The 26,694-nt window shown below is 38.8% G+C and carries 17 protein-coding genes; 11 read left to right on the top strand and 6 right to left on the bottom strand.

Features of this window, described 5'->3' with window-relative positions; translation table 11 throughout:
- Positions 1-13: 13 nt before the first annotated feature.
- From dprA to HXT26_RS03205, 3 genes are read right to left on the bottom strand one after another with little or no spacing between them, the layout of a single operon-like run.
- Positions 14-1,558, bottom strand: a complete 1,545-nt coding sequence (dprA, locus tag HXT26_RS03215; protein ID WP_422111869.1) for a DNA-processing protein DprA — start codon at positions 1,556-1,558, stop codon at positions 14-16.
- Positions 1,555-3,198: an ATP-binding protein gene (locus tag HXT26_RS03210; RefSeq protein WP_174164047.1), complete on the bottom strand. Its 1,644-nt coding sequence runs from the start codon at positions 3,196-3,198 to the stop codon at positions 1,555-1,557. Before HXT26_RS03210 ends, dprA begins: the two co-directional genes overlap by 4 nt.
- Entirely contained in the window at positions 3,198-3,746 is a 549-nt protein-coding gene (locus tag HXT26_RS03205) for a YraN family protein (RefSeq protein ID WP_004119341.1), read from the bottom strand. Before HXT26_RS03205 ends, HXT26_RS03210 begins: the two co-directional genes overlap by 1 nt.
- A 320-nt stretch (positions 3,747-4,066) precedes the next feature.
- On the opposite strand from HXT26_RS03205, the gene HXT26_RS03200 reads away from it, so the two are divergent.
- The 4 genes from HXT26_RS03200 to HXT26_RS03185 all read left to right on the top strand — a co-directional run bounded on the left by HXT26_RS03200 (position 4,067) and on the right by HXT26_RS03185 (position 11,639).
- Positions 4,067-5,389, top strand: a complete 1,323-nt coding sequence (locus tag HXT26_RS03200) for an O-acetylhomoserine aminocarboxypropyltransferase/cysteine synthase family protein (protein WP_004106910.1) — start codon at positions 4,067-4,069, stop codon at positions 5,387-5,389.
- Positions 5,390-5,659: 270 nt separating this feature from the next.
- A complete protein-coding gene (locus tag HXT26_RS03195; RefSeq protein WP_004106907.1) occupies positions 5,660-6,499 on the top strand; it encodes an ABC transporter ATP-binding protein in 840 nt (279 codons plus the stop codon).
- 17 nt (positions 6,500-6,516) lie between these two features.
- Positions 6,517-9,210 carry an FtsX-like permease family protein gene (locus HXT26_RS03190; protein WP_116442686.1) on the top strand — a complete coding sequence of 898 codons (2,694 nt, stop codon included), beginning with the start codon at positions 6,517-6,519 and terminating at the stop codon, positions 9,208-9,210.
- Between the two features lie 383 nt (positions 9,211-9,593).
- Positions 9,594-11,639 carry a hypothetical protein gene (locus HXT26_RS03185; protein ID WP_004106902.1) on the top strand — a complete coding sequence of 682 codons (2,046 nt, stop codon included), beginning with the start codon at positions 9,594-9,596 and terminating at the stop codon, positions 11,637-11,639.
- An 80-nt stretch (positions 11,640-11,719) separates the two neighbouring features.
- Here HXT26_RS03185 and HXT26_RS03180 read toward each other — a convergent pair whose 3' ends face one another.
- Both HXT26_RS03180 and HXT26_RS03175 read right to left on the bottom strand, forming a co-directional pair.
- A complete protein-coding gene (locus tag HXT26_RS03180) occupies positions 11,720-12,502 on the bottom strand; it encodes a response regulator (protein ID WP_004119349.1) in 783 nt (260 codons plus the stop codon).
- A gap of 18 nt (positions 12,503-12,520) precedes the next feature.
- On the bottom strand, positions 12,521-15,049 hold the full coding sequence (locus HXT26_RS03175) for a sensor histidine kinase (protein WP_422111868.1): 2,529 nt from the start codon (positions 15,047-15,049) through the stop codon (positions 12,521-12,523).
- A 116-nt stretch (positions 15,050-15,165) separates the two neighbouring features.
- On the opposite strand from HXT26_RS03175, the gene HXT26_RS03170 reads away from it, so the two are divergent.
- From HXT26_RS03170 to HXT26_RS03155, 4 genes are all read left to right on the top strand, one after another.
- A complete protein-coding gene (locus HXT26_RS03170) occupies positions 15,166-16,548 on the top strand; it encodes an alpha/beta fold hydrolase (RefSeq protein WP_422111867.1) in 1,383 nt (460 codons plus the stop codon).
- A gap of 126 nt (positions 16,549-16,674) precedes the next feature.
- Positions 16,675-17,478 carry a pyrroline-5-carboxylate reductase gene (proC, locus tag HXT26_RS03165; protein ID WP_004106891.1) on the top strand — a complete coding sequence of 268 codons (804 nt, stop codon included), beginning with the start codon at positions 16,675-16,677 and terminating at the stop codon, positions 17,476-17,478.
- 54 nt (positions 17,479-17,532) lie between these two features.
- Positions 17,533-18,621 carry a redox-regulated ATPase YchF gene (gene ychF, locus HXT26_RS03160; protein ID WP_004106888.1) on the top strand — a complete coding sequence of 363 codons (1,089 nt, stop codon included), beginning with the start codon at positions 17,533-17,535 and terminating at the stop codon, positions 18,619-18,621.
- 159 nt (positions 18,622-18,780) lie between these two features.
- A complete protein-coding gene (locus HXT26_RS03155; protein ID WP_004106885.1) occupies positions 18,781-19,545 on the top strand; it encodes a L,D-transpeptidase in 765 nt (254 codons plus the stop codon).
- A gap of 103 nt (positions 19,546-19,648) precedes the next feature.
- Here HXT26_RS03155 and HXT26_RS03150 read toward each other — a convergent pair whose 3' ends face one another.
- Positions 19,649-20,710, bottom strand: coding sequence for a YeiH family protein (locus HXT26_RS03150; protein ID WP_032842515.1), 1,062 nt, complete (start codon positions 20,708-20,710; stop codon positions 19,649-19,651).
- Positions 20,711-20,930: 220 nt separating this feature from the next.
- Here HXT26_RS03150 and HXT26_RS03145 point away from each other — a divergent pair, with 220 nt between their 5' ends.
- From HXT26_RS03145 to HXT26_RS03135, 3 genes are all read left to right on the top strand, one after another.
- A complete protein-coding gene (locus HXT26_RS03145; RefSeq protein ID WP_004106880.1) occupies positions 20,931-21,296 on the top strand; it encodes a DUF488 domain-containing protein in 366 nt (121 codons plus the stop codon).
- A gap of 337 nt (positions 21,297-21,633) precedes the next feature.
- Positions 21,634-22,923 carry a uracil-xanthine permease family protein gene (locus HXT26_RS03140; protein WP_004119362.1) on the top strand — a complete coding sequence of 430 codons (1,290 nt, stop codon included), beginning with the start codon at positions 21,634-21,636 and terminating at the stop codon, positions 22,921-22,923.
- A 133-nt stretch (positions 22,924-23,056) separates the two neighbouring features.
- Entirely contained in the window at positions 23,057-26,596 is a 3,540-nt protein-coding gene (locus HXT26_RS03135) for a UPF0182 family protein (protein WP_422111866.1), read from the top strand.
- Positions 26,597-26,694 lie beyond the last annotated feature (98 nt).

Raw genomic sequence — 26,694 nt, 5'->3', positions numbered from 1 at the left:
TGGGCGCGTTATTTTACGCTACTTTTTGCTGTGATAATGTTAAATTTTCTTTATTTTGTACAATAATTCCTTCCAATTCTAGCAATGCAATTTTCCCAGAAATTTCAGCAATAGATGGTATGTAATCTAATTGTTTTTCTTTGTAAGAAGCTTTTATTATTTCGTATATTCTGTCAACATTTGCAAGTTCACGTTTGCGTTTGCATGTTGTAATTGCGTCGATAATTAGTTTTTGCGTATTGTCATAATTTTTATAGTCTATACTTAATTTTTCTGGTTTAGGTTGAGAATAAGCAAAGTAATGATGAGATTGAGGAAACAGAATATCTATATCTTGAGTTGAACACAATATTATAGCTTGTGAATCGTGTATTAGCTTGTTGCATCCTGCGTTATTAGGCTGATTGATATCTCCTGGTATAGCGTATAGTTCGCGATTTAAATCAGTTGCCCATGTTGCAGTATTTAGCGCTCCGGATTGTAATCTTGCTTGAGCAACTATAATTTTTGATGCTAGAGCTGCAATAATTCTATTTCGTAATAAAAATCTGTGGCCTACAGGTGTTGTATCTGGGCATAGTTCGCTAATACACGCTCCGCCTTTTGCAATAATTTGTTCAAAAAGCTGATAATTGCATCTGGGTCCCATATGATTTAATCCTCCAGCAAATACAGCAATGGTTTTTCCTGTAGGCTTATTTTCATCTACATCTTGTGCATCTAATGCGCCCCAATGTGCTGCTGCATCAATTCCGTACGCTCCACCAGAAATAACAGTATGGCCTTTCGAAGCGCAATCATAAGCAAATTGATATGCAAGTTCTCTTCCGTAGTCTGTGCAAGAGCGTGAGCCAACAATAGCAAGTGGATTATGACATTGTGTTAATGCTTGTGGATTCCCTACACCCCACAAGCATAAAGGTGGTGAGAAATGACTCTGAAAAGCCAAATCTTGTAATTGTTTCGGCCAATATTTGCTGTGTGGTGCAATAATCCATTGCTTTCCGCCAGAAGTGAACCATTGACATAGTGATTCATTATTCCATGTTGGTAAATGCAATAATCGAACGCACCATTTTGAAATAGAATTGTGTAACACTTCTAAAGACTTAGGCGCATTATTGTTGTGATAACCCCACGCTGTTAAGCCCTTCTTGAAATAATTTTCTAATAGCGCAAGTTCTTTATGGTTTTTTATGAAACTTAACATTGTAGATACTAATTCTTGATTTTTGTTACGTTTTCTTGAACTAAAAGTTTTAGAATTGGCATCGTTTTCTTGATCTGCTACTTCACTAATAATTGGAAGTTGCATTTGTTGAGCTGAGCCTGTTGATTGTTGTTTCGTATAATTTTTCACAATTGTTTTTAATATTGAAACAATTTCTTTAGCGCTTTTAGATCCCAATAGTAGCGTGTACATAATTGCATCCGCTCCTTCAAGGCAGAATGTAAGTATTGCACGAGATATTGTTTCTTCGTCTGGTGAAGAAAAATCGCTAGATGCACTAATGGTTTCTTCAGTGTTATCCGTGTTGTTTATGTTCTTAGTATTCATATTCGTGTCCTTAAACTGATAGCTTGTGCAATGTCTGTCATGTCTGGTGAAGTGTGTCCAGAAAGATCAGCAAGCGTCCACGCGAGTCGCAATGCTCTATCTGCTCCGCGCAAACTCAGTTGATGCTTTTCTAATGCACGGTTGATAAGTCCTACAGCTTGCTGTGAAGTGTATTTTCTAAGCCATGTTCCAGATGCTTGTGCGTTGCAATCCCAGCCTTGTTTTATAAAACGGTCGCGAGCAATTTTACGAGCTTCTATTACGTTATCTCGCATTGTTTTGCTATTCAGATACGTGTTTTTAACTGAGTTTTGTGCATTGTCGTGATGATGGTTTGAAATAATAATTCGTTCTACCGGAGGCACATCCATTTGAATATCAATACGGTCAAGAATTGGACCTGAAAGGCGTGAAAAATATCGTGCTCTTTCGCGCTCTTTGCAAGTACATCGTTCTCCATTTCCGTATGCGTATCCGCAAGGACAAGGATTTGCAGCAACAACAAGCTGGAATTTAGCTGGATAAAGAGTTGTCCCTTTTGAACGAGAAATAGCAATATGCCCTGATTCCAATGGTTCTCTTAGGGTTTGCAATACTCTAGGAGAAAACTCTGGAGCCTCATCCATAAACAGCACTCCGCAATGTGCTCTAGTAATAATCCCAGGTTTTGCAACTCCTGTTCCTCCTCCAATAAGAGAAGCTGCTGAAGCAGTATGGTGAGGTGCTTCAAATGGTGGAATATTGCTAATTCCGTAGTAGGGTAGCGTGCCGCAAAGTGAACGAATAGATGCGACTTCAAGCTGTTCTTGTTCATTAAGAGGACACATAATGCTTGGTATTCGAGATGCGAGCATGGTTTTTCCGGATCCTGGAGGTCCAATCATCATCACGTGATGTCCTCCAGCTGCAGCAACTTGAAGAGCCCACTTTGTGTGTTCTTGCCCTATTACTTCAGACATATCTCCAATTTCATATTTTGGTTCAATTTGTAGTGGAGAAGTGCTTTCTTCGTGAATTGACGAATTATAATCTTCTTCTCCATTGTTATAATTTCCATTTCGTTCAAGAACTTGCATATGTTTATACGCAGGGTCTTCTTCAATAAGCTTGAGTGATTCTTCGCTCAAACTGCCATGCAATTGCGTCACTAAATCTAAAATATGGTGTATTCCAATAGATTCAATTCCATCTACAAGTTGCGCTTCGGCAAGATTTTCTTGCGGAATAAGCATTCGTTTAAAATGCATCTTTTTTGCGTAAAGTGCAATAGGAAGAATGCCTTGAATAGGTAATACTGTCCCGTCAAGATTTAGTTCTCCTAAAATAACTGTATTTTCTAATTCTGTAAGTGGAATATACTTTTCTGCGCTTAGTATGCTTGCTGCGATAGCTAAATCGTATGATGCTCCGCTTTTTGGCATTGAAGCAGGTGATAAGTTTACTGTTACCCTTCCTTCAGGCCATTTGCAATGCAACGCAAAATGAGCTGATTTAACGCGCTCTCTTGCTTCGCTTAATGAAGTGTCAGGTAAGCCGATAATAGAAAAGTTTGGCATATTTCCAGATATAAAAGCTTGCAGCTGAATAGTAAAAGCTTTAAGACCAATAAGTCCTATTGATGTTGCGTTTCCAATATGCATTAGAATGCTCCTTGAACATGCTTGAATTGGATTGATGAATTATCTTCAATTTCTTCCAAAGATTGCAATTCATATGCAGAATCTGGATAAGTGTATTTGTTAATAATAAGAATAGATACAGCGTCAAATCGAATACGGTAATGAGGTATGTCGCTTCCGAATTCTTCCAGCCATTTCATACCAGTTGTACGTAATTTGCTACATTTTTCTTGAGTAATTGCTTCAAGTGGAGTGCCACAACGTACGCTTCTTCGAGTTTTTACTTCCACGAATACCAATTTTTGTTCTGGAGTAATCATCACCAAATCTAGCTCTCCATTACGGCAATGCCAGTTTCGGTCAATAATGTGCCACCCTTTTTGTATGAGTCGCAAAGCTGCGTATGTTTCTCCCAGTTTTCCCAACTCTTTACTTTCAAGAGAATCATCTTGAAGCTCGTTGGACACTTGTTCAAGTTTTTCTTGCAAAAATACTTGAGCAGTCTCAGCGTCGTCAATCTCGTCAAGCGAGATAATTTCATCGTCAATAATGTGTTTTTGTGTAATCATGCTGCTATTTTCTGTGCTTATTGAGCAGTAATCCAGATTTTTTAAGCATTGTGGATAAAAGCTGCATACGGCGTGTTGTATTAGAAATTCAGTATATTTTCTGTATTTTTCTAAAACAGATTTCGCTATTTTTTGCAAACTGTTAATTCGTTATAGCTAATTTTGATAACCGCAGGTATGTACGAATGAACCATAGTGGCATATTGTCGTTATCACTTAAATAAATATGTAAACAGAAAACGGAAAAGTAAGTGGATGCGCAAAGTGAGCTGAAGCAAACTAATCTACTGTTTGAAAAGTCGCAAAACTGGAGGGGTATTATGAGCGATATTGAAGAAACGCAAGGAAAGTATCATTTTGAAACCTTGCAGTTGCATGTTGGTCAAGAGCAGGCGGATCCGGCAACTGATTCTCGTGCAGTTCCTATTTATCAAACGACGAGCTACGTGTTCCACGATTTTGATCATGCCGCTGCTCGTTTTGATTTGCGTGACGCTGGAAATATTTATGGCCGTTTGACGAATTCTACTCAAGATGTTTTTGAGCGTAGAATTGCAGCTCTTGAAGGTGGAACTGCAGCTTTGGCTGTTGCTTCTGGTGCGGCAGCTGTAGACTATGCTATTCGTAACATCACTCAGCAGGGCGATCACATTGTGTCTTCAAAGAATGTGTATGGTGGAACTTATAACCTTCTTCGTCATACTCTTCCTCGAGATGGTGTAACAACTACTTTTGTGGATCCTAAGAATCCTCAGAACTTCGAGGATGCAATTCAGCCGAATACGAAGCTCGTGTACTTTGAAACTTTTGGTAATCCTAATGCTGATTTGCCTGATTTTGAGGCTATTTCCGAGATTGCGCATCGCCACAATCTTCCTGTTTTTGTTGACAACACTTTTGCAACTGCGTACCTGTTCCGCCCTCTTGAGCATGGTGCAGATATTGTAGTTGAGTCTGCTACGAAGTTTATTGGCGGCCATGGCACAACTCTTGGTGGCATTATTGTTGAAGGCGGCAATTTTGATTGGGCTAAAGTCCCTGGAAAATTCCCAACTCTTACTGAAGCTGACCCTAGCTATCATGGTTTGAACTTCTATGATGCTTTAGGATCTGTGGCTTTTGTGACTCGTATTCGTGCGATTATTTTGCGCGATACTGGCGCTTGCATTAGCCCGTTTGCTGCATTCTTGCTTTTGCAAGGCACGGAAACTTTGAGTTTGCGTGTTGAGCGTCACGTTGAGAATGCGTTGAAGGTTGTTCAATATTTGCAAACTGTGCCAGAGGTTGAATCTGTAAGTCATCCTTCTATTGAAGGTCGTTCTGATCACGAGCTTTATAAGCGCTACTTCCCGAATGGTGGAGGCTCTATTTTCACGTTTGATATTAAAGGTGGAAGGGATGCAGCTCGCATATTTATTGACAATTTACAGCTTTTCTCATTGCTTGCAAATGTTGCTGACGTAAAGTCATTGGTTATCCATCCTGCATCTACTACGCACTCTCAGGAAACTTCTGAAGAGTTGGAAGATCAGGGCATTCATGAAGGTACTATTCGTTTGTCTATTGGAACTGAACATATTGACGATATTCTTGCCGATTTGCAGCGCGGATTTGACGCTGTTCGTAAAGCAGGACTTGCTTAAATAGAAAAGAGAAAGCAAAGTAAAAAATTATTAATTAAAAATATTCCTGAAGATCCATTACCATTTTATTCGGAGCGCATTCGTATTTGTATGTGCTCCGATTTTTTATACATTATGTAAATTTACGCATCATACTTTAGGATGAGATACTGATTTTTTCTCAATAATTTCCGCCTTACGCACGATAGTAACCAGCAGTCTTTTCACGTAAATTTAAGTATTAGCAGTAGATAACTATGCGATTACTACTTTTTAAGAAAAGGAGCAGTTATGAACAGTCCGTACGAAACAAGCTCATACGAGCAAGAAAATGCTTTAGATTTTAGAGCAGATTTTAACCAAAACTTGATTGGTGAGACGGCAGTTGCAGCTTTGCATGTTGTTAAAGATTTTGGCAAGGGTGCAGGCATTGTTCACGCTTTGCGAGACGTTAGTGTTAGCTTTGAGCGCGGCAAGTTCACTGCGATTATGGGCCCGTCTGGCTCTGGAAAGTCAACTTTAATGCATTCTTTGGCTGGTCTTGACAGCGTTAATTCTGGAAAAGTTTTGGTAGATGGCCTAGATATTACAGGAATGAGCGATAAACAGCTTACGCTTATGCGACGCGAAATGGTTGGGTTCATTTTCCAAAGTTTTAATCTTCTTCCAATGTTTAGTGCTGAGCAAAATATTCTTATGCCTCTTACTTTGGCAGGCAAAAAGCCAGATAAGCAATGGTTTAATACTTTGGTTTTAACTCTTGGCTTGCAAGATCGCTTAAAGCATAGGCCTGCTGAGCTTTCTGGCGGTCAGCGACAACGCGTTGCAATTGCTCGAGCTTTAATCTCTAAGCCTTCCGTAGTTTTTGCGGATGAGCCTACCGGTAATCTTGACTCTGCTTCCAGCTCAGAAGTTTTGCATTTTTTGAAGAAGTCTGTAACGGAACTTGGTCAAACTGTGATTATGGTTACTCACGACGCTGTTGCAGCGTCTTATGCGGATCGAGCAATCGTGTTTGCAGATGGTCAAATCGTTGAAGACGTGCAAAATCCTACTGCAGAAGGAATGAGCAAGATGCTTATGGAACGCAGCGAGGCTGGCGTTAATAATCAGCCTGCTCAATTGCAATAAAAGGTGGTGAAGTTAGAATGTGGAAAATCGCACTAAAACTTATGCGTAAAAGCGTGCGCATGCTAATCGCCTCTGGAATTGCAATTCTTATAGGCAGCATGTTTATGAGCGCTACTTTGCTTTTTGCAAACAGCGTTGATGACTTGATGGTTCGTAACGCAACAAATGAATTCGGTAGCGCAAATTATGCAATCTCATTTAAAAATCCTAACAGCTCTCCGAGTAGTGAAATTCATTACAAAGACCTTCATTTAGACAAAATATCGAAGATGCCTGGTATCAACGGTATTCGTAGTGACGATGCGACTGCGCTTGTAAGAGTGGAAAAAGGTGATAAATCAGTTACAAGTATTGCTTGGTCTAGTGGTTTGTATGGAAATCTTCCTGTTTATAAATCAACAGAAGGTAGAGATCCGCAAAAAATAGGCGAAATTACGCTTATTAAAAGTATTGCAAAATCAATACATGCAAACATTGGCGATACTATAACTTTGGTTAAAGTAGATGACACTGGCGGAGATAAAGAAAAATCGTACGATGTTCGTGTGGTTGGTCTTGTAGACGATGGAGAACATTCTCAAATACCAGTTTCAAATCGCGGCACGTATCTTGGTGGAGTAACGAATGATTTTTGTGCAAAACTCAACAATCTTAAGAATTTTGACAATGAAGTTGTGCAAAGCAAAGTGTACATGAGTATTGATGAATCTAAAATAAACGATTTATCTCCTAAGATTAACTCTTTGCTTCCTTCGAGATTCTCTCTTATGTCTAGGCATGAAGTTGGCGTAAGAGCTGTTCGAAATGTGTCTAACGGCACTAATTTTGTAACCATGTTCTTGCTATCTTTTGGTATCCTAGCGTTGCTTATTTCTTCGCTTGTTATAGCAAACACATTCCAAGTATTAGTTGCACAGCGTAGACGAACTCTTGCGCTTTTGCGCGTAATCGGCGCACAGTCACACCAGCTTTATGCGGCAGTTTTGCTTGAAGCTGCAATACTTGGAGTTATTTCTGCAGGTGTTGGTGTGCTTTGCGCAATCGGATTTATGGGCGCAATTAGTAATGTGAATATTAATTCTGGACCGTTATCTAAGATTCCTTTGATTGTTTCACTTCCGGCAATTGTGTGGCCAATAGCAATTGGCACGATTGTAACAGTTCTTGCATCTATGAGTGCTGCTCGATCTGCTACAAAAGTAACGCCTATGGAAGCGCTGCGACCAATGGATTTGATTAAAGATAAGCGTGCAAGCATTATTCGCGCTGTTTTTGGCGTTCTGTTTATTGTTGTAGGTATTTTAGCTACGGCTTTAAGTGCTACTTCTTTGGCAAGCATGATTGCGGGTAAGTCGCCTACTGCTGGTTCTGACTCTTGGATGACTTTGCTTGGAGCAATGTTTGGTTGTGCGCTTGTTTTTATTGGCATTATTATTACAGCAACATTCTGGATGCCGTTTGCTATGAAGGCAACTGGAGCAATTATGGCGCTTTGTGGGCCCGCGTCTAAAGTTGCTAATGCAAACGTGCAAAGAAATCCTAGAAGAGTTGCAGCAACTGGAACAGCTTTGCTTATTGGAGTAACGCTTGTTTCTACAGTAGTAACGGGCGCAATTTGTGGTAAAGCAACTCTTAAAGGTGTTGTTGATGACCATTACAGTGTTGACATTATTATTCAAGGCAAGAATGTTGATGAATCTTTAGCTGCCGACATTTCAAAGATTAGTGGAATAAAGCATACTGAGTTGCTTCCTGCAGTTCCTATGACTTTTAAGAACGCTAAGGGCAAAACTGAGTATGCTATGGCAGCTGGAGTTGATAATGTAAATCAACTTAAAAATGTAATGCACACTGATCTTGATGGCGTTAATATAAACAAAGATTCTGTGCTTTTGCCTAAGTTTAACGAAGAAGGGGGAGAACCCTTTGAACTTAAAAAAGGAAACCTTAATCTACAAGCTTATGTAGAAAAGTACAGTTCTGGTGAAACAGACAGTGATGATATTACGCCATTTACCGGAATGAATACAGACCCGAGTAATAACGATAAGAGCATTACTGTAAAGCAAGTTCAGTTTAAGAAGTATAGGAATGTCAATATATATTCAAGGAATACTGCTTTTGTGAGCAAATCTTACTTCAATAACTACCTTAAGCCTACAACGCATATTCTGCTTATTTCGGTAGACTCTAGCAAAGCTAATCTTGTAGATATTGTTAAGAATATTAGAAATATTACATCTAGCTATGCGGAGGTTATGGCTGGTGGAAGCGTGTTCCAGCGAGCGCAGTGGGAAAGTGCTATCGACGTAATGATGATGTTGCTTGTTGGCTTAATAGCAGTAGCTGTTGTGATTGCTTTAATAGGTGTTGCAAACACATTAAGCTTGTCTGTTATTGAGCGAACCAAAGAATCTGCAACTTTGCGAGCAATCGGCATGACAAGAGGACAGGTTAGAAGATCTCTTGCGTTGGAAGCAACGTTGATTTCCTTAACAAGCACCGTTTCTGGCTTGATTGTTGGAACAGCGTTTGGGTGGATTGGATCCTACATGGTGTTTAGCGCAATTGGCAAAGTTCCGTTTGTAATTGATTGGACTATTTACGCGGTTCTTGCTCTAATCGCTTTGCTTGCAGCGCTTCTTTCCAGCGTTCTTCCAGCTCGTAGAGCAGTAAAGTCTTCGCCAGTAGTTGCGCTCGCGGAGGACTAAATTTCGTAAGAACATATGTGAAAAGATAGTCTGTAGAAGTTAAGTTGCAGAAAAAATAGAGATAATGCCGGTATGTAAATTTTACTTATCGGCATTATCTTTTTCTTAGGCTTTTTCGACACTCTGAAAAAATTTGTAATATTGTTATTATTTTTTAAAAATTATTGTGTATAACTATTCGAATTATATAATATTATGTGCATAATTGGCATTTTTTATTAATGGTCTTCAAAAATAATACGATTATTATTCATTATGACAAGTTTTATCGGAAATATTCCGAATAAATAGCGTTGAAAATGTATTTATTCCTTTGTTATGCTCAAGGATGACTGCTGACATAAGTTAGACATGAAGGCCGCTACGAGCAAGGAGTAACAAATATGGTAACGGTCAAGAAAAAATCTGCCGCAGCAATCGCAGGATTTGTTTTGTTCCTGCAAGGCCCAATGCCAGCATGGGCGCAAGAAGCTGTTGAGGATGTACAAAATACGCAAGCTCAAACAGAGGTGACTGCAAAAGCATCTACTGAAGAAGCAATTGAAAAAGCTGAAGAGCAGGTTCAGCAATTAGAAGCTCAAATTGAAGAGTATAAGAAAAAAGTTGCAGAATTTGACGATCTTTTAAGTAAAATCTCTGAAACTGAAAAAGGATTTGAAAACGTTGAGAAAGATAAGGAAAAGGAACTTTTAGAAGCTGAAAATGCATTGAAAATGGATTCCGAAGCCGCAAAAGTAAAAATTGCAGAATTTGAAAAATCCAAAGAAGAAAAGGATAACGAGCTTATTGGATTAAAAGCCGCATATGAACTTTTAAAAGAGCAATATGATCATGCAAAATTAGCTCTTGATGCTTTGCAAAGTGACGAAGAAGAAAAAAGTCAAACAAAAGAAAGAGCTGCAGCTAATATAAAACAATATGAATCACAGATTTCAGATCTTCACAAAGAAGTAGATAATCTTAATGAATCTATTGCAAGTGATTCTGCTCAAATTAAAGAGTATGATACAAAAATCGGTGAATTGGAATCCGCATTAGAAAAAGTTGATCCAAACGATGGTGATAATATTTATTCTATAGCGGAGCAGTTTAGAAAAGTCTCTAATGATCAAACTTCACTTAGCAAAAAAGTTGAAGAAAATAAGAAACTTGTTGCTGCTAAAGAAAAAACTGTGAAAGAATTAGAAGTTCTTTTCCAGAATGCAAAGCAAGAATTTGAAAAAGTAAGTGAAGATCTTCAAAAAATTAAAGATCAAATTGATGAGTCTAAAAAAGATGTAGCTAGTAAGCTTGAAGCTTCCAACAGTAAAGATTCTGAAGTAAAGAAAGCAGAGTCTGAAACAAAGCTTCTTAATAATATTATTGAGAACTATAAGTTAGTTGACGACAAAAAGAAACTAGATGAAAAAATTAAGTCATTAAGAAATGGCTTTGAAGGCGCTAAAACATTTAAGAACAATCAGATTCAGGAGAGAACTGCGAAAAGTGATTTAAAGAAGCAAGCTGAGGATTCTTTAAAGGACGCAGAAAAGAATCTTGAGGAAGCTAAAGCTAAAGTTACTATTCTTAAAGCTCAATTGAAGAAGGAAAAAGATCAAAAAGATCAGCAAAGTGGTAACAGTTCTGCTGGTAATAATGAGGCAAAAGAATCAGGAAAACAGACTGGTCCTACTGCTCCAGCACCTTCTGATTCTAAAAAAGATAATGAATCTCAAGAGCATGCTGCTCCAGTCCCTGCACCTCCAGTAGCATCTGCTCCGAAAGTAGCTGCTCCTGCCGAATCCGATACACAATCAAATGCTGCTTCTGAGGTTCCTAAAGCTAAGGTTCCAGTGCCATCTGTTAATTCTCCGGTTGTGCCGCCAGCTTCTGCGGCTCCAACAGTACCAGTTCCTACTGTTCCTACTGTTCCGTCGGCACCTGCTGCTCCTGCAACCCCTGCGGTTCCAGCAGTTCAAGTTGAAAATAATTCAACTCATGTTGTTCCTGCAGCTTCTGCGGTTCCAGCAGTGCCAAGCTCCAAGCCTTCTGATGCAAATACTCAGAAAGTAGTAGTTCCGGTTGTTGAAATAGTTAAAAAGGTTTCTTCTGCAGCCGAATCTCATGCTCCAGCTGCTGCTAATACTTCTTCTTCGCCTGTGACTCCGACAGACAATACTTCAAAAACAAACAAGTCAACCGAATCACAGGTTTCAGAAGAAAACTCTACGAAGCCTGAAAATAACAAGGGTGATGTTGAGGAAGTTGAAGAAAAGACTCCTGTTGAAAGCAATAAGCCACAAGCTCAAGCTAAAGTTGCAGGCGAAAACAAGTCTTCTGGTAATATGCTTAGCACTATAATGCTAGGCGTTTTGGGTGCATTAACTATTTCTGGAGCTGCTGCTGCCGGCGTGACTGTTATGCGTCACCGTCGCCTTCCAAGAGCATAAATTAAAAGGCTACTAGGTACGTTGATAATCTAAATTGCGGCTATTTGTGTCTATGCATAAACAGCCGCAATTTTATATTTTTACGGCTTAACTAAGCCATTTTCGTAAGCGAAAACTACAGCTTGAACGCGGTCTCTAGCATCGATTTTTCCTAAAATATGCGCAACATGCGTTTTTACTGTGGGCAAGCTAATAAATAGTTTGTCAGCAATTTCCTGATTTGAAAGTCCGTGAGCAATTTCAACAAGAACTTCGCGTTCTCTATCAGTAAGTTCTGGAATAGCAGAATTTTCGTATGTGCAGCTTTGTGTTTCTTGTACATCCGGATTTGTTTGCGCAGTCGAACTTGCTTGTACATCGTAACTTGCTTGTGCGGTATAATTCGCAGCACTGTTTTCTGTAGTATTTGTTGCTACTTTGCTTTGCTGAATCATAGTTTCAATCAAACGCTTCGTAGCAGTCGGAGCAATAATTGCGTTTCCTTGATACACTGTTCGTATTGAATTAAGCAAAGTTTCAGGTTCAGTATCTTTCAAAAGGAACCCGGAAGCGCCAGCATGAATTGCAGCCATAACATATTCGTCTAAATCAAAAGTTGTCAGAATAATAATTTTAGTATTTTCGTTAGTTTTTTGCTGCAGAATCTTGCGAGTTGCTTCCAATCCGTCCATTACAGGCATGCGAACGTCCATAAGAATAATGTCTGGATGATCTCTTTCTGTAATCTCTACTATTTGTTTTCCATTCGCTGCTTGAGCAACAACTTGCATATCTTGCTGCGAGTTAATTACCATAGCAAATCCTGCACGAACAAGCTCCTGATCGTCTGCTATTGCAACGCGAATTACTCCATTGTTTTCCATATTTTCTATAGTATCAACTTATTCTTGCTTATTTAATGCACTGTGTTGAATTTGCTCATCGAGCGAAGGAGCAGGGCGAACTGCAATTTCAGTTACATTCGCACCATTATTTGCTGAATTAACGCTTGATCCTGTTTTTCGCAAAATTCCAAGCAATTTTCGCATATATTTTAGTGCTGAGCGACCTTCATCTCCAATATTTTTGAAAGCTTTACTAATTTCTTCACTTTGTCCCTGTGATTGCTCTGGGTCTGATGACTTTCGATTTTCTGTATTGTTATTTGCTTTTTCGTATTTATTTAGCATATCAATTCCGTTATTTGCGGCATCGATTACTTTATGCAGTGTAACAGCAACTTTTTGCTGAATATTTGAGCTAAGTCGCTGCCTTTCTGCGTTTGCTGCAAGTACTTCTAGCTGTTTTTGTTCTTGCTCGAGTTCTGTTCTGCGTGTTTTTAGAAGCAATAAATTATTGTCATCGTTTCTTCGGTAATAAGCAAACGCAATAACTGTAAAACAAATTAACGCAACTGCGAAACCAAAAACTAATCCTACGGATGCCATTTGCATAATGATATAAAAATTAGTCGTGTCTATATTCGATGTAAAGAATTGTATTGGAGTTGCATTTTTTGGAATATTTCTTGATGCGATGCCAATTTTTAGTGCAAAAATAGCAGATTCTAAAAGTACTATTGCGCTAATCCATTGCCATGCGCGCTTTTTGCCGTATAGAACCGCAGCATAAATAATGCTTGGAATGAATAAGTTAGCAAACAAAATATTAGGTAAGAATATTAGCTGTATTGCAGAAAATATTGCGGCAACAATTGCGCATGTTGTTGGAGATTTTCTACGGAACATAAACGGCACCATGGTTGCAAGAGTAAATACTCTATAAAATATTTCTAACGAAAGTGAGTCGAAATATTGTGAAGACATTCCATCTCCAAGAATAAAATCATAAGTTGGCACAAAAAGCATCAGAACAATCCAAGGCGCTGCATAAATAATGTCTCCAATAAGCCAATGTTGTTCAAACCATTGTGATACTTTCTCAATCTTATTTTGTGAAGCATTTACTTCTGGAAAAACTTTTGATGAGGTTGGAACATTTGCATTTGCCGGTTTTGTTTGCGCTACTGATTGATTATTAATTTTTGCATTCTTATAAGTAACGTTAGGAATACTATTTAATACAGAAGCAGTAGTATTTGACGGGTCTGTGCTGTAAGAATATGGAATAAAAGCAACAATACTAAACGTTCCATCGTTTAGTTTCCCGTAATTAAGCGTTCCGTGAAGATTTTCAATGCGTTCTTTCATGCCAATTAAGCCATAACCGTTTTTATGCTGCGCATTGCTATTTTGCGTTTGGTTAACTTCGATTTTGTGTATTTCATTTGTAATTTTTAGTTTTAAACCTTGGTTGTTCCATTCTTCATGAATGTTTACTTTAACGCATTCGCCTGCATGCTTTCGAATATTAGTAAGTGCTTCTTGAATAATTCTATATGCTACAGTTTGTGCAGCTTTGTTGAGTTTATGAGAAGAATTTATGCCATCAACAGTATGCCAAAAAATATTATTTGGTGAAGCAATTCGCGCTTGCTCAATAAGTGATGGCACGTGATTCAAATTTGTGTCGTTAGAAGGTGCATCAGTTAAAGCTTCTAGCAGCCTACGCATGTCGTGAACGGCGCGCTCAGCTTCATTTTTAATAATATGCATTGTTTTTTTAGCGAGCGAAATATTTTGTGTTGCGGCATAACGGCCGCCATCTGCTTGCACAATAATAATAGAAAGCGTATGAGCAACAATATCGTGCATATCTCTAGCGATTCTTGCTCGCTCTGCAGTAACAGCAATGTGTTGAGCTTTTCGGCGGTACGCGCGAATAGCGTTATTGTGTTCTTGCAAAAGTTGAATAGTATGCACATGAGTGCGCTGCCAGTAGCCAATAATAACCGTAATAGTGGTAATAATAATCGCAAAAATTATGGAAGGAATCGCAAAATTAAGTATATTTGAAACGCAATTTTTTATATTACTGCTATTTATATTTCGTACACTGCAGGTATAACTAGATTCCGAATGATTATTGCCATATATTGGTCCCATTACAACATTCCACGATATTAATGCGCAAGATAATATGGTTGTTATGTAAGCTGTAATAACAAAAACTTTCGTATGCGTTGGGTTTCCGCGCGCAATAGCGTTAACAAGCAGCACGAAACCAAAGAAATCAGCGAAAAGTTGAGCTGGACCAAATATTACTTGCACAATGCAAATAACAATAAAAATAATAGCCGCCTGTTCAGGCCATATCTTTCTTACTGAAAGTAGTAGTGCAACAACGATATTTGTAAGCGCTACTGTAACCAGCGAACCCTGAGTCAGTAAACCGTCAACATAGCTTATACTATATCTATTGTTTGAAAGTATAAAAAGAATAAGTGGAATAATACCCCATAATATGTCGTTTAATGTGAGCTCTTTTCGTAAGGGCTGTATAACACTTTGAAACATATTAGGTACTTTCATAATTACTAGGCTAGTGCATAGCACTTTATAGAACAATCGAACTTGAGTATGATTTATATAAGAATGTGTAATTGACATTGCATGTAGCATGCAAGAGTACAGAAAGGGAGTGCGAAATGGCGTTACTTACAAGCTATTATGTTCCGGGATTGCATATCGAAGAACGTGCAATTGACGTGCCGCTTGATTGGGAAGGAAACACTCCTGGTGGAGCTATTAAAGGCGAAACAATCCGATTGTTCTGTAGAGTAGTTTGTGCTCCTGAGCATGTACATGATAATTTGCCTTTATTAGTATTTTTGCAAGGAGGTCCTGGTGGGCAGTGTCCACGACCACTTTCGCCTTCTAGTGATGGCTGGATTCAAGAAGCTATTAAACATTTTCGCGTAGTCTTGCCGGATCAGCGTGGTGTTGGGCGTTCTTCAAGAGTAGACGCTTCAACTATGAAGCGCATGGCAGATGACGGTGTAAGCGTTGAGCGACAAGCCTGGTATTTAAAGCGTTTCTTGGCTGACTCTATTATTCGCGATTTTGAATATCTGCGACTTACTGAATTCGATGCTAAGCCATGGGTTTCACTTGGTCAAAGCTATGGTGGCTTCTTGACTCTTACATATCTATCACTATTCCCTCAAGGATTAATTGCAAGCTTTACAACAGGAGGTATTCCTCACGTTCCAGCAAATGCGCGTGAAGTCTATGAGCATACTTTTCCTCGTATGGCGCGTAAAACTGAGCAATTCTATGAGCGCTATCCGCAAGATGTTGCTCGTGCTGCAGCTATTGCAGATCGTATTGCACAGGGTGATGTTGTGCTTCCGAACGGTGAAAAACTTACGGTTGAGCGATTCCAAATGTTGGGTTCTTCATTTGGAATGAAACCAAGTTTTGAACGAGTGCATTGGTTAATTGACTCTGCGTTTGCAGATGGTGATGGTTCCTTGAAAGCATTTAAGCACGGCGGAGGAGCTTCTGCAGGTAGTTTAAGTGACGATTTTGTGTATGGTGTCATGGATTCTACAGCTTCTAGTCCACTTTATTGGCCATTACAAGAATTTATTTATGCTGATGGTGAATTGGAACACCCAATTTTGTGGGCTGCTCAGCAGGTTCGAGAAACTATGCCAGAGTTTTCTGGTTCTGCTCGCCCTATTATGTTTACAGGCGAAGCAATGTTTCCTTGGATGTACGATCAAGAGAAAGCTTTGCAACCATTCCTTCCAGCTGTTGACTGCTTGATGAAAGATAAGCAGTTTGGCAAAATTTACGATCAAGATCAACTTGCTAATAACGAAGTTCCATTGCAATCAGCAGTGTATTTTGATGACATGTATGTCGATTCTGGTCTTCAGCTTGACACTCTTTCTCGTATTGCCAACTCCCACTATTGGACAACGAACGAGTTTGAGCATGATGGTTTGCATGGAGACATTGTTTTCCGTCATTTGTTTGATGAGGCGCTGAATCGTGGTGATTTAGAGGGAATTTATAAGAGATAAGCCATATATAAAGGTAATAATTTTAATATGCGCAATGATTATAGTGCACTCTTTGCTATGCTATACATCTGTTTGCTTAGTAATGAGTGCGCTATTGTTTTATCAATGCGCTAAAGGGGGTCGTGTATGAGTACTTGTGTATCTGAAACTGTTGGTTTTATAGGTTATGGCAACATGGCACAAGCAATCGCTAAAGGTGCACTGAATGCTGGCGTATTACAAGGTGAAAATATTGTTGCTTGCGCGCATAATTTTGAAAAACTCGAGCGTAATACTTCGCTGATTGGCGCTCGCGCTATGCACACTGCTCAAGAAGTATGTGAAGCAAGTGATGCGATTATTATTGCTGTAAAGCCATATCAGGTTGCTGAAGTACTTAAGCCAATTTGTGAAATTATTAATGAACGAGGTATTGCTGTTATTTCCGTTGCAGCCGGTTGGACGCTTGAGCGTTACATGGAACTACTTGGCAAGGAAGCTCATGTTCAGTGCATTATTCCTAATACTCCTATTTCTGTAGGCCAAGGTGTGACTTTAGCTGAAACTACTCATACGCTTACTGATAGTCAACTTTCAATGTTTAATGCTTTATTTGAGCCAATTTCTTTGGTAGAGCGAGTGACTAGTGATCATATGAATATTGCAATGTGTATTTCTAGCTGCGCTCCAGCTTTTACAGCAATGTACATGGAAGCATTGAGTGATGCTGGTGTGAAGTATGGTTTGCAACGTGATTGTGCTTACCGTTTGGCTGCAAAAATGATTGAAGGAGTAGGTGCGTTATACATGGATTCGCGCACGCATCCTGGTGCTATGAAAGATGCAGTGTGCTCTCCTGGAGGAACCACTATTCGTGGCGTTGCTGAGCTAGAATCTCGCGGATTTAGGGGAGATGTGATTGCTGCAGTTGATGCTATTGAAAATAAATAGTAAATAAAATCAAGTTGTGTCGGCTTTCCCGGCGCTGGTCTAAACTAGGTAAATATGTCTTTAACTATTGGAATCGTTGGATTGCCAAACGTTGGTAAGTCCACTATGTTTAATGCTTTAACCCGCAACAACGTTTTGGCGGAGAATTATCCGTTTGCAACTATTGAGCCTAATACTGGTATTGTTCCGCTTCCGGATCATCGTCTTCCAGTTTTAGCTAAATTAGTTAATACTGAAAAGATTGTTCCAGCAACAGTTACTTTCGTTGATATTGCAGGCATTGTTAAGGGTGCTTCCGAGGGTGAAGGTTTGGGCAATAAGTTCCTTGCTAATATTCGCGAAGCAGACGCTATTTGCGAAGTTGTGCGCGCATTTAATGATGATGATATTGTGCATGTTAACGGCAGAGTAGATCCTGCTGACGATATTGACACGATTAATACTGAGCTAATTCTCGCCGATATGCAAACTATTGACAATGCTCTTCCAAAGTTGGAAAAGGATTTGCGCGGTAAGAAAGTTACGCAGGAATACGTAGACGCTGTAAATAAAGCTAAGGAAATTCTTGAATCTGGAAAGACTATTGACCAGGCTCATAACGAAAAGCTTATTGATAAAAACGATGTGTATGATTTACACTTGCTCACTGCTAAGCCATTTATTTACGTGTTTAACGTGGATGATTCGGAGTTGGCTGATGAAGATTTGAAGTCTAAACTTTCTGCATCTGTCGCTCCTGCAAAAGCAATATTCCTTAATGCTCAGTTTGAGTCCGAGCTTACTGAACTTGACGAAGCTGATGCTCGTGAAATGCTTGAAGATGCTGGTTTGAAGGAATCTGGTTTGGATCAACTTGCGCGTGTGGGATTCGATATTTTAGGTCTTCAAACCTATTTGACTGCTGGTGTTAAGGAAGTTCACGCTTGGCAGATTCATAAAGGTTGGACTGCTCCACAAGCTGCTGGTGTGATTCACACTGATTTTGAGCGTGGATTTATTAAGGCAGAAATCGTATCTTATGATGATTTCGTTGCTGCTGACGGTTCTATGGCAAAAATTAAGGAAGAAGGAAAGCTTCGTCTTGAAGGTCGCGACTATGTGATGCAAGACGGTGATATTGTCGAATTCAAATTTAATGTATGATTATTTTCATGTTCGTTCAAAAAAATTTATGATTTTTATGTTACGAGTGATTTTAATATCATAATAAATAAAAGATTTATTTTTTTTTTAAGCGTTGCTCTCCTCGGTTTGCTGTTAAACTAGGGGGAGCGACGTTTTTGCTTTTACAATGGAGATGTTATGCAATTTATTCGTAACTTTGTGAGCGATATACGCAAGTGTGTTCGCATTGTTGCAAGATTTTGCAAATGGTGGAAGCGTAGTTCTAATTTTGCTCGTTGTGTTGCATCAGCTTTATTGGCTACATTATTGATTCCGTTCTTCTGCTTTGTTGGTTTTGAAACTTCTAATGTTGTTTCTGCTTCTTTAAGGCATAGTGCTCAGTTAAAAAAAATTAATTTGAGTGAGCGTGAAAAAATTGATTGCAAAATAAGCAAACTGAACGGTAATGATAAATCTTTTATTAAAAAATATTGCAAAAATTATCTAGAAAATAAGTCTTTACTTAAACCTAATTTTTGGAAATATCCTACTGGTGGAGCCTATCCTAATCTTACAGGAATAAAGGTTTCGGATTTGCATGTGAATGTAAATTTGAAAAAACAGCGTGTTTATATTATTGCTCATGGGAAAACTGTGTATTCAATGGTTATGAGTTCTGGAATAAAAGACTCGACTCCTCATGGTAATTATCAAATTAATGGTCGTGGTGATCATTTCTTTAATCAAGATGAAAAAGTTGGAGCGGATTACTGGGTTGCTTTTATTGGATCGCAATATTTATTCCATTCTGTGCCGACGAATTATAATTTTGGAGAATATATTCCGTCAGAAGGCATGAAGCTTGGAAAGCCTGCATCGCATGGTTGTGTGCGTTTAAGCGTTGCGGATGCCAAATGGTTTTATAAAAATATTCCTGATGGAACGGCTGTGCATATTGGATAGATTTTTCAAGAATACACGAAAATAAATTATCGAGAATATAAAATGAGGATCTTCAAACGAAGACCCTCATTTGTTAAGCAAAACTATTTTTGTAATGTTTTATTTAGAAGAACAGTACTGCAGCTGCATAAGCCAAAGCAACTAAAACAATAGAAGCTAGGAAGCTTGCTGCAAATGCTGCGCGACCTTGCTTAAAAATAGCTCGGAAGTTTACGTTAATTCCAAGTGCAGCCATAGCCATGCCAAGGAAAACGTATCCTGCTTCTACAAGAGTTGATGCGTGAGCTGTTATGAAAGGAACATAAGTTCCAATAACGGATGCTGCAATAAAGCCAAGCATAAACCATGGGAAGCTAATCTTATGCTTTCCGCCATTTTCAACTTTGCTATGACGAGCATTCCACCAAATTGCAATAAAGATGGAGGCTGGAACGAGCATAAGAACTCGTGAAAGCTTCATGATTGTTGCAACATCGATACTATCGAATGCTCCGCCAGCTGCAACGGCATGTGCGATTTCGTGAAGTGATGCACCTGCTGTAATGCCAAGCTGCTGCTTAGTCATGCCAAAGTTAGGCAGGATGAAGATTTCAGCAAGAGCGTAAATAGTGCCCATAATTGCAACTGTTGCAACAGCCATAACTTCGTTCTGTTCTTTCTCATCTTCCTCTTCTGGAAGAACTGGCATTGAGCCAGAAAGACCCATAACTGCAGCAGCTCCACAAATACTTGTGCCTCCTGCTGTAAGCATTGCAAGCTGAGGATTTACCTTCAAGAGTTTAGCAATGTTATAAGTTACGCAAACCATTATTGCAACTAACACAGCTGCAATAGGCAAGCATTTAATGCCCTTGGTAAACAAATCATGCAAATTCAGCTTAAATCCGAGGAGAATAATACCTAGGCGAAGAAGTTTGTTTGCAATCAAACCAGCAGCGCTTTTAACGCCTGCTCGCCTTGAATCATTATTCATTTTGTACACGTGCAATGGCAGCTGCAGAGCCATGCCAACAAGCAACGCAATAATAAGAGCACCAAGTAATTGGAAACCTGGGTACTGCTTAAGCCAGCTACCAATGAAGGAAGCTAGAAGTGTCAATACAGCAATAAGAGCCATATCGATGGTGCAGATTTTCTTTTTCCATGTATCAAAGAAATTAACCATTTAGCCAAGTATTCTCCCATAATCGGACAAAAACGAACATAAATTAAAAAATTAAGCAAATTTTATATAATTTTGCTGCAAATAAACGCGACACGCCGACAGAAAATCACATAATCGAACATAATAACTCAATTTATATCGCATATATCTTTTGCTAGTAAATAATTCCTTGAAAAAATAAATAAAGCTGCGATTATAGTAAACGTATAAAGGAGATTTTATGAACAAGTGCACTGTGAAGATTAAGCGTGTGTATGAAACGGTTAGTGAAGATGATGGTGTGAGAGTCTTGGTTGATAGACTTTGGCCGCGTGGTATAAGCAAAGAATATGCTCATATTGATAAATGGCTTAAAGATATTGCTCCTACTTCGCAGTTACGCAAGTGGTTTAATCATGATCCGGAGCATTTTGAAGAATTTTCACATCGTTATGTTGAAGAACTTGATTCAAATCATGAAGCTGTTGGTGTGATTATGGATTTGTTTAGTAAGTATCAAACTATAACTTTGTTGTATGCTGCAAAAAATCCAAAAGTAAATCACGCATTAGTTTTGCAAGAATATTTACAAAAATTACTTGCTTGAATATGTGTTTACTAATTTTGCGATTGTTTAACTTTGCCTAACTTTAATTATTTTATAAACATAAGTTAGTAAGTATCAACTTTAGTTGGTGTTCATTGCATTCTTTTCAACACGCCGACTTTGCTTGATATTCCAACAAAAATAAAAAACAAAACTGTAATTTTTTTCTTATGCTCGACACTTTCGTTTTGCAACATTAGAATGTCCCTTTGGCATATGGGTCGGTGGTGCAATGGACCTCCCAGAAGCTGCCATCCCAGCGCTCAATGAGTGCTTGTTTTTTAGCGACACTTGTTTACACAACATTTTGCATAGCTTGTTTTTGCAAGGAGAAGAAATGAATTCATTATTCACGTGGCAGCTTCACGGTAATGGCAAAACGTTAAAGCCTGGTGAAGTTGTAGAGCCAGACGAGCGTTTGACTTGGACTCGTACTGCTGGAATTGGTGCTCAGCATGTTATTGCAATGTTTGGTGCTACGTTCTTGGTGCCTATTCTTACAGGCTTTGATCCATCAACAACATTGATGTTCACTGCTATTTCTACAGCACTGTTCTTACTTATTAACGCAAATAAGCTTCCTAGTTATCTGGGAAGCTCTTTTGGTCTTATAGCACCTGTTATGGCTGTAACAACAGCTCATAAAGGTATTGCAGTTGCAAGCTTTGGCATTATGTGCACAGGTTTACTTCTTGCTCTTATAGGTGTGCTTGTACATTTTGCAGGAGCTAAGTGGATTGACATTATTATGCCGCCTGTTGTAAACGGTGCAATCGTTGCAATTATTGGTTTTAATTTAGGACCTGCAGTTTGGACTAATTTCCAGAAAGCTCCAGATACGGCTCTTGTGACATTAGTTGCTGTAATGCTTATTGCTGTAGTATTTCGCGGTCTTCTTGGTCGTTTAAATATTCTTTTAGGTGTTCTCGTTGGTTACGCTTATGCATGCTTCCAAGGTCAAGTCGATTTTAAAAAGATTGAAGAAGCTTCTTGGATTGGTTTTCCTAAATTCCACACTCCACAAGTTGATTTCTCTGTTCTACTTATGTTCTTGCCGGTAGTACTTGTTCTTATCGCAGAAAATGTTGGTCACGTAAAGTCTGTAGCTCAAATGACTGGTCGCGACTATGACTCTAAGATTGGAACTGCATTATTTGCAGATGGTTTTGGTACAGCTATTGCTGGTTTATTCGGTGGCTGTGGTACTACTACGTACGGCGAAAATATCGGTGTTATGGCCGCAACAAAGGTCTATTCTACTGCAGCTTATTGGTGTGCTGCAGCTTTTGCATTCATCCTGAGCCTTTGCCCAAAGTTTGGTGCTGTTGTAAACTCAATTCCAGCTGGTGTTCTCGGTGGCGTGACCACTTTGCTTTACGGCATGATTGGCATGATTGGCGTAAGAATCTGGGTAGAAAACAAAGTGAACTTCGATAAGCCAGTGAATATTATGATTGCTGCAATCGTTATGATTATTGGTATTGCTAACTTCCAGTTTGCTATTTCTGGCATTCAGTTCAACGGTATTGCAATCGGAACCGTTGTGGTGTTGGTTGTATATCACTTATTGAAGGCTATTGGAAAGCTTACTGGTACGATCGCTAAAGATGATCCTGATGTTGCCTAGCTTAAATGCTCCAATTTGATTTAATTTAATCGCTTTAAGCGCGCTTGCATTAATTTGCGGGCGCGCTTTTTGTAATTAGTTTTGATTACATAATATGTAGAGTGGGAATAATTAATATAGTACTATTAACTTTATGTTGAAACTCATCATAGAAATAATTATTGGCGTTGCATGGGCTGCTTTTGGCGTGTATATGGCTAAAAAACCTAAAAATACTAAGACGCATAAGCGTGCCGATTATACAAGCGACGGAAAGAAAAAGCGCCAACAAGATAACGATTCTACTGATTCTATTGAGCAAGATGTAATTGTAGAAAGCATTGATGAAGATAATAAAAGTGATGATGTTGTTGCTAAAGACGATTCTAAAGAGGATGCTAAAGACGATTCTAATAGTGAAAACAAAGGTAAGACTTTTTCAAAGTTTACAAAAAAAATAGAAGATTGGGCAGACTATTATAGTGATGATGGTGACCTTGGTGACCTTGGTGACCTCTTTAGTGATTTATTAGAAGCTAAGAAAAAACTAGAGAACAAAGGCGATTTTCCAAAAAATAGCGAAAGTAATAATATCAATAAAAGCGATTATAAGAGCACTGAAAATAAGGAGCATAAGCGTTCTATGAGATTAGAGTTTAATGTAGGTAAATTTATTGGCGGCTCAAGAAGATGGCGGTGGATTCTTGCGATAGTAGTGTTAATCGTTGTGCTTGCTATAGCTGTAATATTTGCTCTCGCAAGGTTCATAACTGATTGCATGTGGTATTCACAGCTAGGCTTTGAAAGCGTTATTTGGATTCAACTTGCAGCAAAAGTAGGCGTTTGGGTGCTTTATGCAATATTAATGTCTGCTTTTGGCTACTTGTCTGCAGCTTTGGCAATAAAAGCGCGTCCAAGCAATGCAGATGGAACTTATATTCGAATTAAAGGCAATGTTATTGATTTAAAGCAGGGAATTAGTTCAAAGCTTGCTTTGCATGTTGCAGGAATTTTTTCATTGATTGTAGGCGCGGTATTTGGATTTAAATTCTACAATCATTGGGCGCAAATTTTGTTAATGTTTAACGCCCAACCTTTTGGCATTAAGGATCCGCAATTTGGAATTGACAATGGGTTTTATGTATTCGTACTACCAGGATTAAGGTTATTTATAAGTGCATTTGTGCTCTTATTGGTAATATCCTTTGTTTTCTCTATTATTACGCATCTTCTTATGGGAGCAATTCGTTTTAGTATGCCTATCGACGGTAAAGGCATATTAAGCATTACAAAACGAGCACGTAGACAAATCTCTATATGGTTTATGCTTGTGATTTTGACGTGGGCACTTCAACAGATTTTAGATATGTTCGCTTTAGTAACGCTTGATGGCCCTAGAATTACAGGCGGTTCATACACTGACATGAATGCTGGTGTTCCTGGAAGCATAGCAATGGCAGTAATCACAGTGTTAGTTGGGTCTGTTATTGCATTTTGGTTTATGAAATCTCACGCTTTATCTGTAGAAGCACCAATTTCAGTTCGTTTTAAAACTGCTGTAAAAGCTTGGAAAACTCCGACTATTGCTTTAGCTTTTATGATTGTTTGCTCAATTGTTATATCTTTTGCCTGGCCGGCACTTGTGCAGCGATTTAAAGTTGCTCCTAATGCTCAAGAATTGGAAGCTACTTATATTCAGCGTAATATCGATGCTACAAAGTTTGCTTATGGGCTAAATAATGTAAAGAAAGAATCGTATAACGCTACTTCTAAAGGTAAATCAGGTGCATTATCAAAAGAAGCAGAGTCAACTGCGCAAATTCGTTTGTTAGATCCACAAGTTACGTCTCCAACTTTCCGTCAATTGCAGCAATCGAAGCAATACTACACTTTCGCAGATACGCTTTCAGTTGATAAATACGATATTGACGGTGTAAGTCAAGATACAGTTATCGCTGCACGTGAACTCGATTTAGCTGGAAACGATAATCGAAACTGGGTTAATGATCATACAGTTTATACGCATGGCTACGGAATTGTTGCAGCCTACGGAAATAAAGTAACTACAGATGGTCAGCCGCAATTCATGGAGTACGGTATTCCTGCTCAAGGCAAACTTACTAAGTCACAAAAGTATGAACCACGTATTTATTTCTCTCCGAATGCTCCTGAGTATTCTATCGTTGGATCTCCAAAGGGGACAGCTCCATGGGAGTTTGATTATCCGACTGGTTCTCAAGGTGCATTAACTACTTTTAATGGCAATGGTGGTCCAAGTTTAGGCAATTTCTTCTCTAAACTTTTGCATGCAATTAGGTTTGGGTCTGATCAGATTCTTTTCTCTGATCGTGTGACTTCTGAATCTCAAATTTTGTATGATCGTGATCCTAAGACACGCGTGTCTAAGGTTGCTCCTTACTTAACTTTGGATGGTCGAGTTTATCCTGCAGTAGTAGATGGTCGCGTTAAGTGGATTGTTGATGGCTATACTACTTCTGATTCTTACCCTTATTCTCAGATGACTGATTTTGGTAAGGTAACTCAAGATTCCACAACAACAACTTCTCATTCTATTAAAGGATTGACTAATCAACGAGCAAACTACATCCGTAATTCTGTGAAAGCTACAGTTGACGCTTATGATGGTTCTGTTGATTTGTATGTGTGGGATACGAAAGATCCTGTAATCAAAGCTTGGAGATCAATTTTCCCAGGTCACTATCGTGACATTTCTAAGATTTCTGGTGATTTGATGAAGCATTTGCGTTACCCAGAAAGCTTGTTTAAAGTTCAACGTCACTTATTAGCAAAGTACCATGTGGATACAGCAAGTCAATTCTTCTCTGGAGAAGACTTCTGGCAGATTCCTGTTGATCCAACTGAATCTCAAAAAGCACAAAAAGAAGATATTTTGCAACCTCCATACTATTTGACTTTGCAAACTGGAGACGCAAAGAAACCAGTATTTTCGCTTGTTTCTACTTATATTCCAGCAGGTAAAAGTACTCGTGAAATATTAACTGGTTTCTTGTCTGTTGATTCAGATGCGGGGGATACTCCTGGCAAGATTGGTCCAAATTACGGTAAGATTCGTTTGCAAGAATTACCTAAGATATCTAATGTTCCAGGACCTGGTCAAGCTCAGAATAATTTCAACGCTAATGCAAATGTTTCTAAAGAATTGAATTTGCTTGAATCCGGTTCTACTAAAGTTAAACGTGGCAATTTGATTACATTACCTCTTGGTGGAGGACTGGTTTATGTAGAGCCTGTTTATGTGCAATCTAGCGGTTCTACTAGCTATCCTTTGCTTAAGAAGGTGTTAGTTGCGTTTGGAGATCAAGTTGGATTTGCAGATACGTTAGATGAAGCACTTAATCAAGTATTTGGCGGAAACTCGGGTGCTTTGGCTGGTGATGCTTCTAATAATTCTTCTTCAAACAATGCTGCTGAAAGTAATGAATCTAAGGATGCTGATTCTAAAGAAGGTAGCTCTAAGGAAAGTGAGTCTAAGAATTCAGAAAAATCTCATTCTATGAGCCAAAAAGCTAAAGAAGCACTTAAACGTGCAGCTCAAGCGTTAAAAGATTCTGATTCTGCTATGCGATCCGGAAACTGGGAAGCTTACGGAAAGGCGCAAAAAGAGCTGAGCGATGCTATTAATGAAGCAATGAAAGAAGAATCAGGTAAGTAGTAAGTTTTCATTAATATCTCAGTTTGTGAGTTACAAAAGTAGCGAATGTTGCGTTATTTTCGTCACTTTTGTAACTCACATGTGCTGTTTTAATGCAA

The sequence above is a fragment of the Gardnerella sp. DNF00497B genome (genome assembly GCF_049262725.1).
GTDB lineage: Bacteria > Actinomycetota > Actinomycetes > Actinomycetales > Bifidobacteriaceae > Bifidobacterium > Bifidobacterium leopoldii.
Note: the sequence above shows the minus strand (reverse complement) of the source record. Positions and strands in the feature narration are given on the sequence as shown.